This window comes from Altererythrobacter sp. CAU 1778, from assembly GCF_054482795.1.
The window spans coordinates 36,810-51,812 of record NZ_JBTLRP010000004.1 but is presented as its reverse complement, the minus strand read 5'-3'; the positions used below and the strand labels follow the sequence as shown (position 1 = coordinate 51,812).

13 protein-coding genes are annotated in these 15,003 nt (G+C 61.2%); 3 read left to right on the top strand and 10 right to left on the bottom strand.

Features of this window, described 5'->3' with window-relative positions; genetic code table 11:
- Positions 1-2 precede the first annotated feature (2 nt).
- The 3 genes from ACXYN8_RS13500 to ACXYN8_RS13490 all read left to right on the top strand — a co-directional run bounded on the left by ACXYN8_RS13500 (position 3) and on the right by ACXYN8_RS13490 (position 4,521).
- Complete coding sequence (locus ACXYN8_RS13500) at positions 3-3,122, top strand: type III restriction-modification system endonuclease (protein WP_458889993.1); 3,120 nt, start codon at positions 3-5, stop codon at positions 3,120-3,122.
- Positions 3,119-4,084, top strand: coding sequence for a GIY-YIG nuclease family protein (locus ACXYN8_RS13495; protein ID WP_458889992.1), 966 nt, complete (start codon positions 3,119-3,121; stop codon positions 4,082-4,084). The genes ACXYN8_RS13500 and ACXYN8_RS13495 overlap by 4 nt, the downstream gene beginning before the upstream one ends.
- A 209-nt stretch (positions 4,085-4,293) precedes the next feature.
- Positions 4,294-4,521 carry a hypothetical protein gene (locus ACXYN8_RS13490; RefSeq protein WP_458889991.1) on the top strand — a complete coding sequence of 76 codons (228 nt, stop codon included), beginning with the start codon at positions 4,294-4,296 and terminating at the stop codon, positions 4,519-4,521.
- Positions 4,522-4,530: 9 nt separating this feature from the next.
- Here ACXYN8_RS13490 and ACXYN8_RS13485 read toward each other — a convergent pair whose 3' ends face one another.
- The 10 genes from ACXYN8_RS13485 to ACXYN8_RS13440 are packed head-to-tail and all read right to left on the bottom strand — an operon-like array spanning position 4,531 to position 14,971.
- A complete protein-coding gene (locus tag ACXYN8_RS13485) occupies positions 4,531-7,233 on the bottom strand; it encodes a conjugal transfer protein TraG N-terminal domain-containing protein (RefSeq protein ID WP_458889990.1) in 2,703 nt (900 codons plus the stop codon).
- A 39-nt stretch (positions 7,234-7,272) separates the two neighbouring features.
- Positions 7,273-8,697, bottom strand: coding sequence for a conjugal transfer protein TraH (locus ACXYN8_RS13480; protein ID WP_458890005.1), 1,425 nt, complete (start codon positions 8,695-8,697; stop codon positions 7,273-7,275).
- A 1-nt stretch (position 8,698) separates the two neighbouring features.
- Entirely contained in the window at positions 8,699-9,535 is an 837-nt protein-coding gene (locus ACXYN8_RS13475) for a conjugal transfer protein TraF (RefSeq protein WP_458889989.1), read from the bottom strand.
- Entirely contained in the window at positions 9,516-11,237 is a 1,722-nt protein-coding gene (locus ACXYN8_RS13470) for a conjugal transfer protein TraN (protein WP_458889988.1), read from the bottom strand. Before ACXYN8_RS13470 ends, ACXYN8_RS13475 begins: the two co-directional genes overlap by 20 nt.
- Positions 11,234-11,944, bottom strand: coding sequence for a type-F conjugative transfer system pilin assembly protein TrbC (trbC, locus tag ACXYN8_RS13465; protein ID WP_458889987.1), 711 nt, complete (start codon positions 11,942-11,944; stop codon positions 11,234-11,236). Before trbC ends, ACXYN8_RS13470 begins: the two co-directional genes overlap by 4 nt.
- A gap of 50 nt (positions 11,945-11,994) precedes the next feature.
- The gene (gene traU / locus ACXYN8_RS13460) at positions 11,995-13,023 is read right to left on the bottom strand and encodes a conjugal transfer pilus assembly protein TraU (protein ID WP_458889985.1); all 1,029 of its coding nucleotides are present in this window, start codon (positions 13,021-13,023) and stop codon (positions 11,995-11,997) included.
- Positions 13,020-13,664 (bottom strand): type-F conjugative transfer system protein TraW, encoded by a 645-nt coding sequence (traW, locus tag ACXYN8_RS13455; protein WP_458890004.1) that lies wholly within the window; start codon positions 13,662-13,664, stop codon positions 13,020-13,022. The genes traU and traW overlap by 4 nt, the downstream gene beginning before the upstream one ends.
- Entirely contained in the window at positions 13,661-14,185 is a 525-nt protein-coding gene (locus tag ACXYN8_RS13450) for a S26 family signal peptidase (protein ID WP_458889984.1), read from the bottom strand. Before ACXYN8_RS13450 ends, traW begins: the two co-directional genes overlap by 4 nt.
- Positions 14,172-14,579 carry a type-F conjugative transfer system protein TrbI gene (locus ACXYN8_RS13445; protein WP_142632443.1) on the bottom strand — a complete coding sequence of 136 codons (408 nt, stop codon included), beginning with the start codon at positions 14,577-14,579 and terminating at the stop codon, positions 14,172-14,174. The genes ACXYN8_RS13450 and ACXYN8_RS13445 overlap by 14 nt, the downstream gene beginning before the upstream one ends.
- Positions 14,576-14,971, bottom strand: coding sequence for a hypothetical protein (locus tag ACXYN8_RS13440; protein WP_458889982.1), 396 nt, complete (start codon positions 14,969-14,971; stop codon positions 14,576-14,578). The genes ACXYN8_RS13445 and ACXYN8_RS13440 overlap by 4 nt, the downstream gene beginning before the upstream one ends.
- Between the last annotated feature and the right edge of the window lie 32 nt (positions 14,972-15,003).

The window sequence follows — 15,003 nt, the reverse complement described above, 5'->3', positions numbered from 1 at the left end:
TCATGAAGCTGAAATTCAAGGTCCAGCCCTATCAAACCAATGCTGTTGAAGCGGTGGTCGATTGTTTCGCGGGTCAGCCGAAGGTCGATGGCCTGACCTACCGCATCGACCCTGGCGAGAAGGCACAGGCAGCCGCTTTCGAGGAAGGGTTCAAGAACGCCGATTTCGCGCTAAGCGAAGCCCAGATTCTCGAGAATATCCAGACGGTCCAACGCCGCCAGAACCTGCCCGTTGCTCAGCGGCTGGATGAGTTCATGGTGCTCGATCGGAACAATCAACGCGTTGCTGCCCCGGCGACCTATCGACGCGATGCTCTGGCCGCGACCCGCGTTCACCTCGACGTCGAGATGGAAACTGGCACCGGCAAGACCTATTGCTACATCAAGACCATTTTCGAGATGAACAAGCGCTATGGCTGGTCGAAGTTCATCATCATGGTGCCCTCGATCGCCATTCGTGAAGGCGTTTACAAGTCTCTCCAGATTACCGCCGATCACTTCACGGAGACCTATGGCAAGAAAGCCCGGTTCTTCATCTACAACTCCAAGCGGCTGCACGAGCTGGAGAGCTTCTCCTCCGACGCCGGTATCAACGTCATGGTGATCAACATCCAGGCGTTTGCCGCGCGCGGCGCGGACAACCGCCGCATCTATGAAGAGCTGGACGACTTCCAGTCGCGCAAACCCATCGACGTCATCGCCTCCAACCGGCCGATTCTGATCCTGGACGAGCCGCAGAAGATGGAAGGTGCAGCAACGATGGAGGCGTTGCCGAAGTTCAAGCCGCTGATGATCCTGCGCTACTCCGCTACGCACAAGACCCAACACAACCGCATTCACCGGCTGGACGCTCTGGACGCTTACAACCAGAAGCTGGTGAAGAAGATCGCCGTGCGCGGCATCCAAACTCGCGGGCTCGCCGGGACCAATGCCTACCTTTATCTCGAAGGCATCGACATCTCGAAGAAGGCCCCGGTAGCCCGGATCGAGCTCGAGGTGAAGCTGAAGTCCGGCGAGATCAAGCGCCAGATTCGGCGACTAGAATTCCGTGACGACCTGTTCGTCGAGTCAGGTGATCTGGATCAGTATCGCGGCTTCACGATAAGTCAGATCGATTACAATACCGACACGGTCGAGTTCACAAACGGCATCGTGCTGAATGCAGGCGAAGCCAACGGTGATGTGTCTGAGCGCGATATCCGCCGCATCCAGATCCGCGAGACGATCAAGGCCCACCTCGACAAGGAAAAGCAGCTGTTCGTGCAGGGGATCAAGGTCCTGTCGCTGTTCTTCATCGACGAGGTGGTGCGTTATCGCGACTACAGCCAGCCAGACGAGCAAGGCGATTACGCCCGAATCTTCGAGGAGGAATATGAACTTCTGAAGATCGAATATCTGTCCGAACTAGCGATCGATAACGAAGCCTACCGAGACTACCTCGCGAGCATCGACGGGGCTAAAACTCACAACGGCTATTTCTCGATCGACAAGAAAACCAATCGCCTCAAGGATCCGGCGGTAGGTGCCCGTGCGGTCGATTCCGACGATGTCGATGCCTATGACCTGATCTTGAAGGACAAAGAACGCCTCCTGTCGTTCGCGGAACCAACACGATTCATCTTCTCCCACTCCGCCCTTCGCGAAGGGTGGGACAATCCGAATGTCTTTGTCATGTGCATGCTGAAGCACAGCGACAATACCATCTCGCGCCGCCAGGAAGTGGGGCGCGGACTTCGGCTGAGCGTCGATCAGCACGGGGACCGCATGGATCACCCGGCCGTGGTGCACGACATCAACGTGCTAACCGTGGTCGCGAGCGAGAGCTACAAGGATTTCGTCGCTGGCCTGCAAAAGGAAATCGCCGAAACCCTGTCCTCGCGACCGCGCCAGGCGACCGAGCAGTACTTCACCGGCAAGACTATGGTCACTGACCAAGGGCCTGTCGAGGTCACCGGTGCGATGGCCAAACAAATCTACCGCTATCTGGTGAAGAATGACTACACCGATGATGCCGATCAGATTGCAAGCGCCTACCACGATGCCAAGACTACCGGAACGCTGGCGGAGTTGCCCGATGAACTGAAACCTTACGCGGATCAGGTGTTCCAGCTGATCGACAGCGTTTTCAGCGATGTCCAGCTGCCCAAGGTAGGTGATGGACGCAAGCCCAAGACCAACCCGCTTAATACGAACTTCGACAAGAAGGAGTTTCAGGAGCTGTGGGCACGGATCAATCGCAAGGCGGTGTACCGTGTCGAGTTTGACTCAGCCGAACTGGTGACGAAGTGCGTCGGTGCGCTCGACAGCCAGCTGCGAGTGACACCGCTCCAGTACACAATTCAGGAGGGCGTGCAGAACGACGGCTTGCGGGATGACCAGCTCCGCGCCGGCGATGGCTTCACGATCACAAACACGACGACGGAACAAGGCGGCTCCATCCATTCGTTGGTGAAATATGACCTGGTTGGAAAGGTGGCGGAAAACGCGCAGCTCACGCGTGACACGGCTGCAACGATCCTTGGCCAGACCCAGCCGGCTGTATTCGGACAGTTCAAAATGAATCCCGAACACTTCATTGCCGAAGCCTCGCGGGTCATCGCCGAACAGAAGGCCGCCATGGTCATCGAGCGTCTGGCCTACGACGAAGTCGACGAGCGATACGACGTAGATATCTTTACGGCCAATCAGACTGGGCAGGATTTCTCGCGCGCCTCGGCGAAGCTGAAAAACCACGTCTATGACTACGCCATCACTGATTCCGACGTGGAGCGAGAGTTCGTGAAGGAGTTGGATACGAGCAGCGAAGTTGTCGTCTATGCCAAGTTGCCGCGTGGTTTTTTGATTCCGACACCGGTGGGTGACTACAACCCAGACTGGGCAATATCGTTCAAGGCTGGCAGCGTCAGGCACATCTACTTCGTGGCTGAAACAAAGGGTACGATGTCGTCGATGAAGCTGCGCGAGATCGAAAAAACAAAAATCGAGTGCGCCCGGAAATTCTTCGACGAAATAAACCAGCAGATCACCGAGGATCGCGTCAAATATGACGTTGTGACGGATTATGGAAAATTGATGGAGGTTGTTGGCTTGGGCGGGGCGATGGCTGCCGGGAGTGTGGCATGAGACCTCGCTCCATCAACATTTTCCTGCTGGACGGTGACCCAGATGGCATCCGCGTCGCTCAAATTTCCATGTCGACGATCCAGGCGATTGCGTTCCGAAAGCTGCAGATGAAGCAGGTACGGGCTACATTTCCTGAATTGGCAAGGCCGGGCGTGTACCTCTTGCTGGGCTTCGATGAGGCACAGCCAGATCGGCTAATGGCCTATATCGGCGAATCCGAAGGAGTAGCTAATCGCCTTCAATACCATGCCGGCAATGACAAGGGCGTGGATAGCAAGCCTTTCTGGACTGAGACCATTGTCTTGGTGAGCAAGGACGAGAACCTCACAAAATCCCATGCCCGCTATGTTGAAGCCAGACTGATCGCGGATGCAGGTCTAAACGCACGCTGGACCCTGCTCAACTCCCAAAAGGCAAGCGAGGTCGGCAAGCTCCCGCTGCCGGACCGGGCAGCCATGGAAGAGTTCATCGACCAAACCAAGACGCTGGTTGGCGCGCTCGGCTGTGATCTTTTCAAGGTCGTATCTGGTGATCTGACAAACGGCAACAAGCTGGAAATCATAGGTTCGGCAACCGCGCCACAGGTTGTTTTCAACTTCCGCGGCCAGGGCTTCGCCGCTCAGATGTCGATCACGGCCAGCAGCGAGTTCGTGGTGACGAAGGGATCTATTGCCCGGATAAAAACGACGAACACCATCCCCAAGGGGACTGTCGCCTTGCGCTCCGATCTGCTCGCCAAGGGCATTCTATTCGAACAAAACGACGGCCTTCTGTTCACCTCGGACTACATCTTTTCGTCGGTTTCAGCCGCCGCGGCTACCGTGACTGGAGCCGCGGCAAATGGCCGAATCCTATGGCGATTGCCGGATGGTAAGACCTACGCAGAATGGGAGGAGGCTGTGAACTCTGAGCCTCCGTTCAAGTCGCATGATGAACTTCCGAGCAAAGAGCATACAACGTAGATTGAGCGCTGTTGATGGGTGCCCGCGTCAATTCTCGATGATCAACTCGGGGCAATTTTTGGGGCTACTCAACAGTCTTGGATCAGCGGCATGAAAACGCCGGTACGTGAACGTCCTGCCTAGGTTCTGAGGAAAGGATGCGCGTCTCTCGTGGGGCATGTTTCTATGGCGTGGGCCCTTGTTTCTGCTATGTTCTAAGGAGAAGCGAGATGAATGCGATCATGACCAAGTTTGACATCGACAACGCTGAGCATCGTACTCCGAAGTGGGAGGGGCTGTCCGAAATCGATCAGGCGATCCGTGACAATCGCGTGATGGAGTATCGGATCAAGAAGTCCTGGGCCGACCCGTGGGGACGGAAGCTGACTGTCTCGGGCTTGGCTGTCATTTTAGGCGTGTTTTTGTTCCTTGCCGGTGCGTCGTTCGGACTCTGGTGAATCCATTCATCACCATTCTTTCACTTCATCGGCCGACTCTGCGCTTGCGCCCTGAGCGCCACGGGTAACCGTATCAAGGCGGCTTCTGGATCCGCGGATCCGTTGGCGCCCGGCATCCTGAGCGCGCAGCACTTCGTCGTGAACGGTGCCGGGGTCTACCTGCGGCACGTTTCCAGAGACCCCTCCACCGATTTGGGCACGACCTCTGACAGATCCCGGTCCTGTGACCGAAGGGCGCGAGATTGGCTGTCCTGGCGTCAGTACGAGCCTGTCCTCAATCCCGTCGCGCAGCTGTTCAGCGTAGCTTTCGATGAATTTGCCCTGCAGCGCCTGACCTTCCGGACTGAGCTGAAACGTCAGGTCGTCGAACCGGATATTGCCGTAGAAGTCGCGATTGCGTTCGATTTCGACCAAGCCCCATTCGCGGTAGGCCTGTGACAGATTGAGGCTGCCTGTGGCGCTGTTGCCTTCGAAGAACGATGCCTGGCTTTCGAGGCGATTTGCCAGTTCCTCAGCCCGCCGTGCTTCGCGGCTGTAACTCTGGGCCTCGGTTAGAGAAGCGTTCATGCCGCTCGCGGTCGACGAGATCGAGGAACTCGACGAGGTACTGACACTGCGAACAAACCCGTCGCGCGTGCTCGACCAGTTCCTACTGTCCGACATTTGCGCGAGGCTGCCGAAGATGCGCGAGCGGTCCTCGGATGCGATGCCGATGTCGCTGTCGGTCCAGGTGCGAGTTCCGCCAGCCTTTGCCCCCACGTTTGCGGAAAGCACACCGTTGGTAACCCCAGCTTTAGCGCCTGCTTCGCCCCCAAGGAACCATGCGGTCGAAATGTCGTCAGCAGCCCTTCGTGAGAGGCCGAACTGACGCTGGAGGTTTGTCGAGGCCTGATCGACCTCGTTGAAGGCGGTCTGGACGCTGTCGGAGTTCGATGTGCCGGTTGCGCTCTCGAAAGCCGATCCTCGGCTGAATTGGCTGCGTAGCTCGCGGAACTTCGTGACGGCGCTGGTGGTCGATTCCGTCGCAATGTTCGCATAGCTCTCGCTGTTCGAGCGGGCTTGCGATGCCATCGTCGACAGGCGTGAAGTGAACTCCTGTCCGAGGCTGGGGGTGAAGGGATAGCTTGATGTGGGAAGCTGGTCGTAGCTGGCTTCGGGGAAACTCGTCGTCATCGAGCCGGTGTCGCTGAATGTCCGGGTCTGCGCCGCGCCATAGGTGAAGCTTGGCGCGATTGTCCCTTGTGCGAACTGGCGCGTCAGAACGCTCGAATTCTCAAAGCTCGTATTGCCTAGCGAGACGTTGCCCGTGCTCGCCTCGCGCGCAGCTTCCTCGGCAGCGTTCTGGCTCGGATTGAGATAGCTGGTCGCATGATGTGAAATTGCCATGGCGCCCTTGGCCACGCCGCCGGCCAGAAACGGCACCGAGGCGATGAGATAGCCTGCGAGCAGCCCGATATCGCTGTTCACATCGGCCATGCCGGTGAAGCTTGCAAGACTGAGCCCGCTGCTTCCAGCCACCGCGCTCATGTCCGCGGCGCCTTTGTACATCAGCATCATGTGGAGGATCACGAACAGCGGTCCCCATGCCGCCAGGTAGAAGAAACCTGTCACATAGCCCTTGAGTGCCAGCGGCCCGGTCTTGGGCAGCAGGAACAGTGGGAAGAGGACCGGAAACAGGGCGTAGAAGAGCACGGTCAGCACGACATTGAGAAGCGGCACCCACTTCATAGCGTTGCTGGCAATCGAGCCATAGGTCCGCTCGGTCTGAATATCCGCACGCGTTTGCGCGTAGACATCGACGCTGCCCGCGCCACTCGTTGCCGCCATTGAATGCATGGCCTGGCTCATCGCGTTGATCGTCAGCGTCTGCTTGAAGATCTCGGTCGCATTGGCCGAGACCCCGGTGAGGTACTGGTAAGCCACCGGCAGGTCAGCAAAAAGCTTGGCCTTGGCGAGGGCGGCGGTCTGGTTGGGATAGAGCTGGCGTCCGAAGACCGTCCCCATGCCGTCGATCAGTCCGGCCCACTGCGCGTTCAGCGCATCATAGGCTTCGCGGCAGGTGATGATATTCGAAGTCACCTGACCGGTCCCGGTGTCGCGGGTCAGGAAGCGCTGGGCCCGCGCCTGACTGCCGGGCGCAATGGTCGTCCAGATGTCGCTGGTCTCGGCGAGCTCCTTCATCGAATAGCGGCCAAGCAGCACGTCGTAGAACACGCATTGCCGGAAGTGCTCGTCGAGATTGGCGGCAAATTCCGGGTCGGAAATGCGCAAGGAGCGCGTGGCATCGTAGAGCCGCGCGCCGTAAATCATGCCATTCTTCGAGTAGTTGAGATCGCCCGGCAGCCCGAACACCACCTCGGCAGAGCCGGTCAGATAATCGCCGACTTGGCTCGTGAAGCTCGCCATCAGCGCAAGCCCCAGCGGCACATTGCTGACATTGGCGGGAGCGAGACTGGGGTTGAGCCGGTCGGTCACATGGACGTCGAGGCGCGGCACCATCAGGCACGAATAGATCAGTGTCGCACCAAGGAACCAGTTGATCCAGGCCCGCCAGTCCTGGTTGAACGCCAGCGTAATGGCGGAGAGGCCAAGCCCCATGACCATGACGACCTGCAGAAGGCTCTTGTAGCCTCCATTGCCCGTCCAGGCGGCGACCGCCTGAAAGACATTGACCAGGTAGTCGCCGCCGCCAACCGTGAAAATCTCGACCATGATGCTGGGCTCCCGCCGCTTTCGGCGCGCTGAAAGGGATCAGTGGGTAAGGGCGCGCGACTGCACGCCGCGCGACCAGTCGAGCGAGGCGGCCATGCCGGGCGACATCGAGGCAGCGAGCACGTTCTCGATGAACGCCGTCTTCTCGATGATCTGCATGATGGCGTTGACCTTCAGATGCGTGTTCGCCTGCCTGTCGGCGAGTGCCTGCCGAACGACATTCACTTGGCCTTGCCACATCGCGATCTTGGCCTCGTCCGCGCCGATGAAGCTCGACATCGAGCGGCCCGCTTCGCTGACGATCCGGTCGAGGACGGCGAACAGAAGATCGACACTGGCGATCTCCGCCAGCGTTTCGCGATCGTCTGTCGGCATGCCGCGGCCATAGGCCGCCTGGACAGTCAGGATCTTGTAAAGCGGGATCGAAGCAACCTGGAGCAGCTCCTTTTGCGCGTCGGTGATCGCGGTGTCGTCATGGATTGCCTGGATCATACCGGCAATCAGGGCTGCAACGCGCGGGCGCAGCGCCTTCGATGCGGGAAGGCTGAGGGACTTGAAGCCGGGGTCGAGGCACTTGTCCGGCTCGTCGCAGTCGAAGATCAGGACGTTTCCGCTGCTCGTCCCATCGAGCAGTGAGGTGACCAGCGTCGAGGACGCTTCCCCGACAATCGGCACGAACTTGCCCGGCTCATCATCCTTAGGCGGGACATAGATAATCGTGCCCAGCAGCGTCATTGCATATTCGGCGAGTTCCTCGTCGAAAGTGCCATTCGGCGAGAAGAACGCGGACTTCTTGAGGATCGTCCAGGTGTAGTTTCTCGCGACGGCGGGATTGACGTCGTCATATTTGCCCGAGCCCTGCGCTGTCGTACTCGACCGCTGGCCTTTGGTGCCGCACCCGTGCTTGGCGGCTGCATAGTCCGTGAAGATACCTTCCGAATTGCCGATCGCCTCGCAGATCGCCTTGTCGGCCAGATCGCCCTTGGGCCAGATGCCGCCCACCAGCCCCTGCGCCATTTCGCAGGAGTTGATGTTGAGGTTGTTCATGAGCTGAGCCTTCTGGCTGAACTCCTGCATGATCTTCGAGCATTCCGGGCAGACCGTGTCGATCGCCAGGCTGAAAGCGAAGCCCACCGCATTGTTGGCGACAGCCTTCAGCATCGCGACGATCTCGCTCGCGTTGATGAAGCTGAAGGATCCGGCAAAGATGTCGATGCCGCCGCAGCCCGCCCGGGCGCGCGGTAGTTGCAGATTGGCGATGTTGGTCGTCTTCTGCGGGAAGCGCGTCCAGACGTTGCCGAGGCTGTAATAGCCTGCCGACTGACCCTCGAACGCGGTTGGCCCGTTGACGTTGGCGGCGCCGCCAACATCATTGAGGAACGAGTCCATCGAACTGCCGACATCGGCCGATGCACTCGTAAGGGGTAGGGTGGCCGCGAGGATCGCGGCGACGGCACGTTTCATCCTAGTAGTCACGTCCGGCTTCCTTCGATGTGAGGAGGTAAATGCGGTCCTGAAGCTCGTCGGCGCTCATCACGCCGTAACCGATCGGGATGGGCTGGCCCTTGGCGGCATCCCAGAGCACGACCGCCGGCGTGACCTTGGGCTCGAGCCCCATGCGGCTGCGCTGATTGGTCTCGACGGTGTAATTCGGGAAATGGCGTGAGGGGCCGCCGTCCGTCGAAATCGCGCGCACCGTGATGTGCCAGGTCGACGCAACGCTCTGGACGATCGGCGACATGACTTCGCAGGCGCCGCAGCTCTGGGCGAAGAAGTAGAACAGCCCGTAGCGTTCGGACAGCTGCGCCATCACCGCATTGCGCTCGGCGTTGCGCGAGTCCTGCCACTGGCGCTTGCCGAGCGTCGAGACTGGCCGCTGGAGCGTGTAGTCGAGATCAGGATCCTGCCAGATCGCCCGCTGCCAGACATCGCTGAACAGCGATGCCCGGTCGAGCTGGGCGCGCTGATAACGGATATAGGCCGTCACATTGGCCGGCGTCGGCTCGAGAATCGCCTTGGCTTTCAGTTCGCGCAGATTTGCAGTGATGGCATCGAGCTGGCTCGTCGCACTCGGAGCAGGCTCGGATGTCTCCTCTTGCACTTCGGGCGGCTTGGGCCTGGCGCAATAGAACCAGTACCCAAGGCGTCGCTCCTCGCAGTAGAAGCTGTCCTGGCTGTCGCTGGTCGTGACCAGCGGCGGTTCCTGCCCGTGTGCCGGAGCACTGAGCGCGGGCGCAACGGCGGTGAGCGAGAGGCAGGCGGCAAGCAGCCGCCGGGCGGCCTTATTGGCTGGCGCGGGCATAATAGTCCTCGATTTTTTGCTGGATTTCGGTGGCGGCCTGGAGCTCGTCGGGCAGGCGCGCGGCATCGGTGAATTCGGCGTAGACCTCGCTGAAATCCATCTTCGAAAGATCGAGCCGCGAGAACTCGTCGATGGTGAAGCCAAGGCACTGCTCGGTCTTGGGCTTGCCCCAGGGCTTGTTCAGTTGCTGGCGGCCCTGTTCCTGCAGGATCCGCGAAAGCTTGGATTCAAAGCAGCAATAGACCTTCTTCTTGGTGAGGCAGACGCCCAGGAAGCTGTCCGAGCAATAGGTCCCGACATAGGCGCATAGGCCCTGCACATCACGCTGGTGAAGCAGCATTTCCTCGCGGCTGCAGCCGAGAGCGACAAGCAGCTGGATACCCGGAATGAGCGGGAAACCCTTGCCCTTGCAGCAATTGAGCACGCCGAAGACCTTGGACGAGCAGGTGTTGCGCGTACCCTTGAACAGGGTGAGCGTGTCGGGATCGAACTCGCGCCGTGCCTGGTCCATCGCGTTGAGCGCGACAACCGCGTCCTTGAACTCGTCATTGGCCTCGCGCTCGATCGTCTCGCACGAGCCATCGATGCAATAGACGTCGCCGTCGCAGATGAACTGGCTGGTATTGGTAGGCTGGTCCGGGACAGGGCAGTCGTAGACCCGCTCCCAGGTTCGACAGGGCTCCCCCGAAAGGCAGTCTTCGCGCACCAGCGAGCAGCCGGGCGTGCTTTCCAGAGTCTGGCAGTCCTGAGCTTGCGTAAATTGGGCGCAGGTATAGCTGCGCGACCACGCCCAGCAGGGCTGGGTGACCGCGATGCCGTCGACAATCCGGGTGACAGGATCGCTGTTGGTGCAGGTCTCGGTGTCCTGCTGGCATGAGCTGTCCGCAGCAAGGCCCGCGCACTGGCTTTCATCGCGGCTCGTCGTGACGACGTTCTCCCCGGTTACGGTGTAGGGCGTCGCGCCATCGATCGGTGCAGTGCAGCTTACGAGATCGACGCGCAGGTCGCCCGAGTTGCAGCCCCAGTAGATGCCGAGATAGGGATCGCACAGATTGATCGGATAAGACTGCGTGACCGTGCACTGCGGCGCCGGGTAGCGATTGCAATTGTAGATCGACGCCGGATCGACGCCGCTCCCGCCGACGCAGTAGTAGCCATAGACCTGCCGCTGCTCGATCGTGGCATTCAGCGTCACCGGGCAGCTTCTGCTCTCCTGGGTCGCGGTATAGCCGACATTGCAGGTCGCCATGTAGCGCGCTGCCGTGCCGGTTCCCGGAGGCAGGGGGACGCAGCGGCCCTGACTCCCGCTAATGCTCATGCCGCTCGTGTAGGAGAGCGGATCGTCGTTGATGACGTTGCTGCGCGCGACAACCGCGTCGAGGTCCTGGGGCGCGAACTGCGCACGGCGATCCATGGAATCGCGCATGGTCCGGTATCCGGTGTTCGCCGTTGCCTGACTCGCGGCTTCACGCGCCATCCGGTCTGGATCGTCGAAATAGCCCGACTGGTTCGGCACACCCCCGAAATTGGGAATACGGTTTGCGTCCGGGTCGGTTGTCGCTGCGCTCTGCGCTGCGGCCGCCTGGTCGCGCCCGAACGCTTTGCCGTCCGCCTTGGCCGCATCGGTCGTGCTTTGGGCCGAGACGCTTGCCGGCAGACAGGCGCAGGCGAGGCAGAGAAGGGGGAGGAGAAGCCGCTTCATGGGTCACTCCGTTGCAGGCGGGCAAGATGCTCGGATGCGAGAAGGGCGCCGGGACCGCCGCCTTGGGCGAAGGTTTCGAGCGCATAGGACACGCTCACATTGCCGCTCATCTGGTCGTGGGGGGGAACCTGGGTCCGGCAATCGAAGCCATCGCAGAGATCGAAATCGCTGCTGGTCACCACATAGGTGGGGACCGTCTCGATTCCGAAGGCGCGAAACAGGCGCGGATCGATGCCGACCGCGTCGAGCTTGCCGCCGTCCGCTGCGACTTTCGTGAGCGCCGCAGTCAGGGTCTTGGCGCTGCCTCCTGGCAGCCCGCGAAGCACGACCACACCGCCTGCGCGGCCGACGTCGTCCGCCATGGCGCGCAAGGCTGCCGGCGGCATCGAGAGCGAAGCGAAGGCGATGAAGCGGGGTGCTTCACCCAAGCCCTCGCTGGCCATGGTGCCCGCGTCGGCCACCATCTTGTCGAAATCGAAGACGTCCTCACTTTCTGGCCGCGCGGTTCTTGCCGCCTGCTCGGTGTAGCGCTTGCCGTGCGCCTGGGCTTCGGCGGCGCTGGCATTGGCTTGGCTAAGGACCGCTTCGGCGCGCGCGCGGGCACTGGCGGCAAGCGCATCGGCTTCGCTCGCCTCGACCTTGGCGCGGGCGCGTATCGCTTCGAGATCGAGCTCCGGCTCGCTCGTCTGCGCTGCGGCTCCCGCCATGGCGGCGGCGCCAGTGATCGACGCGATTACAAGGAGATGAGGGAGTATTTTCATAACGCGCAGCAGTTCCGTTTGCGCCAGACCAGATAGCCCATGTCCTCGCCGATGGCGGGATAGACCTGGCCTGCCGACATGAAGGTTGTGGATGCGCCAATGGGCGCGCAGGCGTAGCGGCCCTTGGTCTGCGGATTGGGATTGGTGGCCTGGAAGCGGTATTGCTGCTTCCTCATCACCGGCATCAGATACTTGCCGCAGAGCCCCTTGCTGCCCATCGTGCCCCAGGCCACGAGTTCGCGGTGGAGCTTATAGGAGAAGCGGGCGAGGGCGAGCCGCGATGCTTGGACATGCCCGATCGTCGCCGAGACATTGCCATTCAAGGGATACATGCTGCCCTGGCATCCCGCACACCAGAAGAGCTCGTCGGTCGGGAGCTTGGCCGTCGCAGCAATGCAGTCAGCCGCACAGGCCGCAAGCGCGAGCGGGTTGGCGAAGAGCACGGCCTCGGGGTTGATGATCGCGGTGAGCTCGGAATCCTGCCAGAGCGGATCGATCTCGGTGATGTAAAGAATGTCGACCGAGCCCTGTTCGAGGCACAGGAAATCGGCAACGATCTCCATCCAGTAGATCAGCGGATAGGCATACCAGTGGACATGCCACTGCGAATTGTATTGCGTCGCGCCGCCCACGGCCGAAGGACCCGCCATCGACTTGAACCCGATGTCGAAACCGGGATCGAGTTTCATCCCGCCGAGATTGACGAAGCACCAGGGCTTCATGCTGACGTCGGCAAGCCGCACCGGTTCCCAGAAGCCCATGGCGATGCCCGGCCGCAAACCGCACAGGCAAACGGGGAGCGCCGGGTTGCTCGTGTCGGGACGGCTCGACGGCCAGATCTTCAGGCCGCCGACCGAGATCGGAAACAGGCACGACCAGCAGATGTCAGTGATCGGATTGACGAACTTGCCTGTGCAGCGGCCCGGACCGGCAGATGCCTGCGCTGGCGAAGCGGCAGCAAGGCTCAGACTACAGGCAAGGAGCGCGCAGCATATCCATGTGAGAAGACGATTTTTTCTGCTCATGACGATGCGCGCTCCTTGGGTCGAACCGGCTGCTCGGTAATGATAAGGACGCGGCCCTGCTGCTCGACGGTTGCGGGCACGGCGCGGATGCCGAAATGCTTCACGAGGCTGCCGCCCTGGTCGAAATAGAAACGGCGCTGGCGGGCCTTCATCAGTTCAAGCGGCGCGCCGCGTACGAGGATGAGTTTGGCCTTGGTGCTGGCATAGCGCCGGGTTGCCCAGGCAAGCTGCTCGGGGTCATCCCCGTCGAGGAAGACCAGCGGCACACGCAGCGGTACGGTGTCGAGCGGATTAACCCGAGTTCCGGCGGCGACGATCACCCGGCCCTTGTCGTCGGCAATGTCGCGCTCCACGCTGATCGTCGGATCAAACCGCCAGCTACGCGCCGCCGCCGCGGCATTGATCCCCGCGACTTGCTCAGGGCGGTTGACGCGCGCGATCGTGCGCCGCTTCAGCTCCTCGTTAAGCTTGGCCGTCTCGCCGGTCTTCTCGAGATGGGTGAGACGCGCATGGATTTGCTCGAGCAGGTCAGGCTCGATCACGGACCAGACCGTGCCTTGCTGGCCGTAGTCGCGGGCGCTTGCCGACGCGGCCATCAGAAGAGCAACTACGAGGAATGGGGCGGCGCGCAGCGGTGTCACAGGATCGGCCTCCCGACCCCGAGAATGCGCCTGGCGCAGATCCACCCGATCGCCGCATAGCGGCTGTCGAAACCGTCCTTGTGCGCGGTGGTGACGAAATAGCAGCCTTGAGGCACCACGCCTGTCGGACCGAGCGCCAGTGGCTCGCCGAAACGGCTTGCCCGCTTGGCTACCGCGACTTTGCGGCCATTGACAAAGAAGCTGCGCTCCTTTTCGGTCACGATATCGCCGGGCATGCCGCTCACCTTCTTGCCGAACGGCTTGGGCTTCTTGCCGAAGTGCCTTTCGAGCAGCGGCGAGGCGGGAGGATCGAACAGGATGATCTCACCGCGCTGGGGCAGCGCGCCGCGATCGAGCCAGATCGCCCAGTAAGGCAGGCTCGGACTGGCGTTGATCATCAGCGCGTGGTCCTTCGAGAAGGCGGCGAGCGAGGTGAGCGCGAGCGCTACCGCGCCAAGCCCTGCCCACAGCGCGAGGAGCCGCCCGGTTGGCGAGTGGAGGACAAGATCAGCGGCGCGCATCGGGAATGGCCCCCACGCGGCGCGCGACATCGGCGCGCACGGCTTCGGTGAAATCGGGCGTGCTGCCGGCCACCACCGCTTCGGCGACAAGGACCGTGCGGCCCTCACGGCCCAGATGTTCGACCGAGGCTTCGACCGCCTGGAGATAGGCCTGGACGCGCATCTTGGTTTCTTCTGGCGGTCGGCCTGCGCGCGCTTCGGCTTCGATGAAGTCGCCCATGATGCGGCTCAGCTGCACGGTCACCACTTCGCGCTTGTCGAGCGCCAGAAGCTTGTCGGTCGCCCAGACGCCCCAGAGCGCCGAGCCGACCATGCTCAAACCGAGCGCGACGGCAGTCCAGTTCACCGCACTCATGCGGCCGCTCAGGGACGGTGTTGCCAATATGTTCTTCACAGCTTTTCTCCCGAGAGTTCGCGCTCGAGATCGTTGATGAAGCGCCGCAGGCGCCAGACCACGACGAGCGTCGCGACGCCGATGAGGACGAACTTGAACTCGTCGAGGAAGCCGACCTGGCGGCCCTGCTCGGCGCCCAGGAAACGGTCCGCAATATTGGCGAGATGGGCGAAGAAGACCCCGGCATCGCCGCCGGAAACCAGAAGGAAGAAGAGCAGCGGGAGCCCGAGCGCCATGAGGTAGCTCGAGGCGAGGAAGGTGCTGCCGCGAAGCACGATGTAACAAAGGTCGGCGGCATGAGACCGCCAGCCCTTGACCGGCAGATCGAGGCTGTCGCTGTCGGCACGGGCATCCTGGGCCCGGTCGATCGGCGTGACGAGATGGAGTGGCATCGGTTTTGGGTGTCCTTGGATGGAGGGAGAAG

Excerpts from the sequence above, each read along its gene's own strand:
- ACXYN8_RS13500 (WP_458889993.1), top strand. The coding sequence starts at position 3 with ATGAAGCTGAAATTCAAGGTCCAGCCCTATCAAACCAATGCTGTTGAA.
- ACXYN8_RS13450 (WP_458889984.1), bottom strand. The coding sequence starts at position 14,185 with ATGCGCGCCGCTGATCTTGTCCTCCACTCGCCAACCGGGCGGCTCCTC.
- traU (WP_458889985.1), bottom strand. The coding sequence starts at position 13,023 with ATGAGCAGAAAAAATCGTCTTCTCACATGGATATGCTGCGCGCTCCTT.
- ACXYN8_RS13475 (WP_458889989.1), bottom strand. The coding sequence starts at position 9,535 with ATGCCCGCGCCAGCCAATAAGGCCGCCCGGCGGCTGCTTGCCGCCTGC.
- ACXYN8_RS13485 (WP_458889990.1), bottom strand. The coding sequence starts at position 7,233 with ATGGTCGAGATTTTCACGGTTGGCGGCGGCGACTACCTGGTCAATGTC.
- trbC (WP_458889987.1), bottom strand. The coding sequence starts at position 11,944 with ATGGCGGGAGCCGCAGCGCAGACGAGCGAGCCGGAGCTCGATCTCGAA.
- ACXYN8_RS13495 (WP_458889992.1), top strand. The coding sequence starts at position 3,119 with ATGAGACCTCGCTCCATCAACATTTTCCTGCTGGACGGTGACCCAGAT.
- ACXYN8_RS13490 (WP_458889991.1), top strand. The coding sequence starts at position 4,294 with ATGAATGCGATCATGACCAAGTTTGACATCGACAACGCTGAGCATCGT.
- ACXYN8_RS13480 (WP_458890005.1), bottom strand. The coding sequence starts at position 8,697 with ATGAAACGTGCCGTCGCCGCGATCCTCGCGGCCACCCTACCCCTTACG.
- ACXYN8_RS13440 (WP_458889982.1), bottom strand. The coding sequence starts at position 14,971 with ATGCCACTCCATCTCGTCACGCCGATCGACCGGGCCCAGGATGCCCGT.
- ACXYN8_RS13470 (WP_458889988.1), bottom strand. The coding sequence starts at position 11,237 with ATGAAGCGGCTTCTCCTCCCCCTTCTCTGCCTCGCCTGCGCCTGTCTG.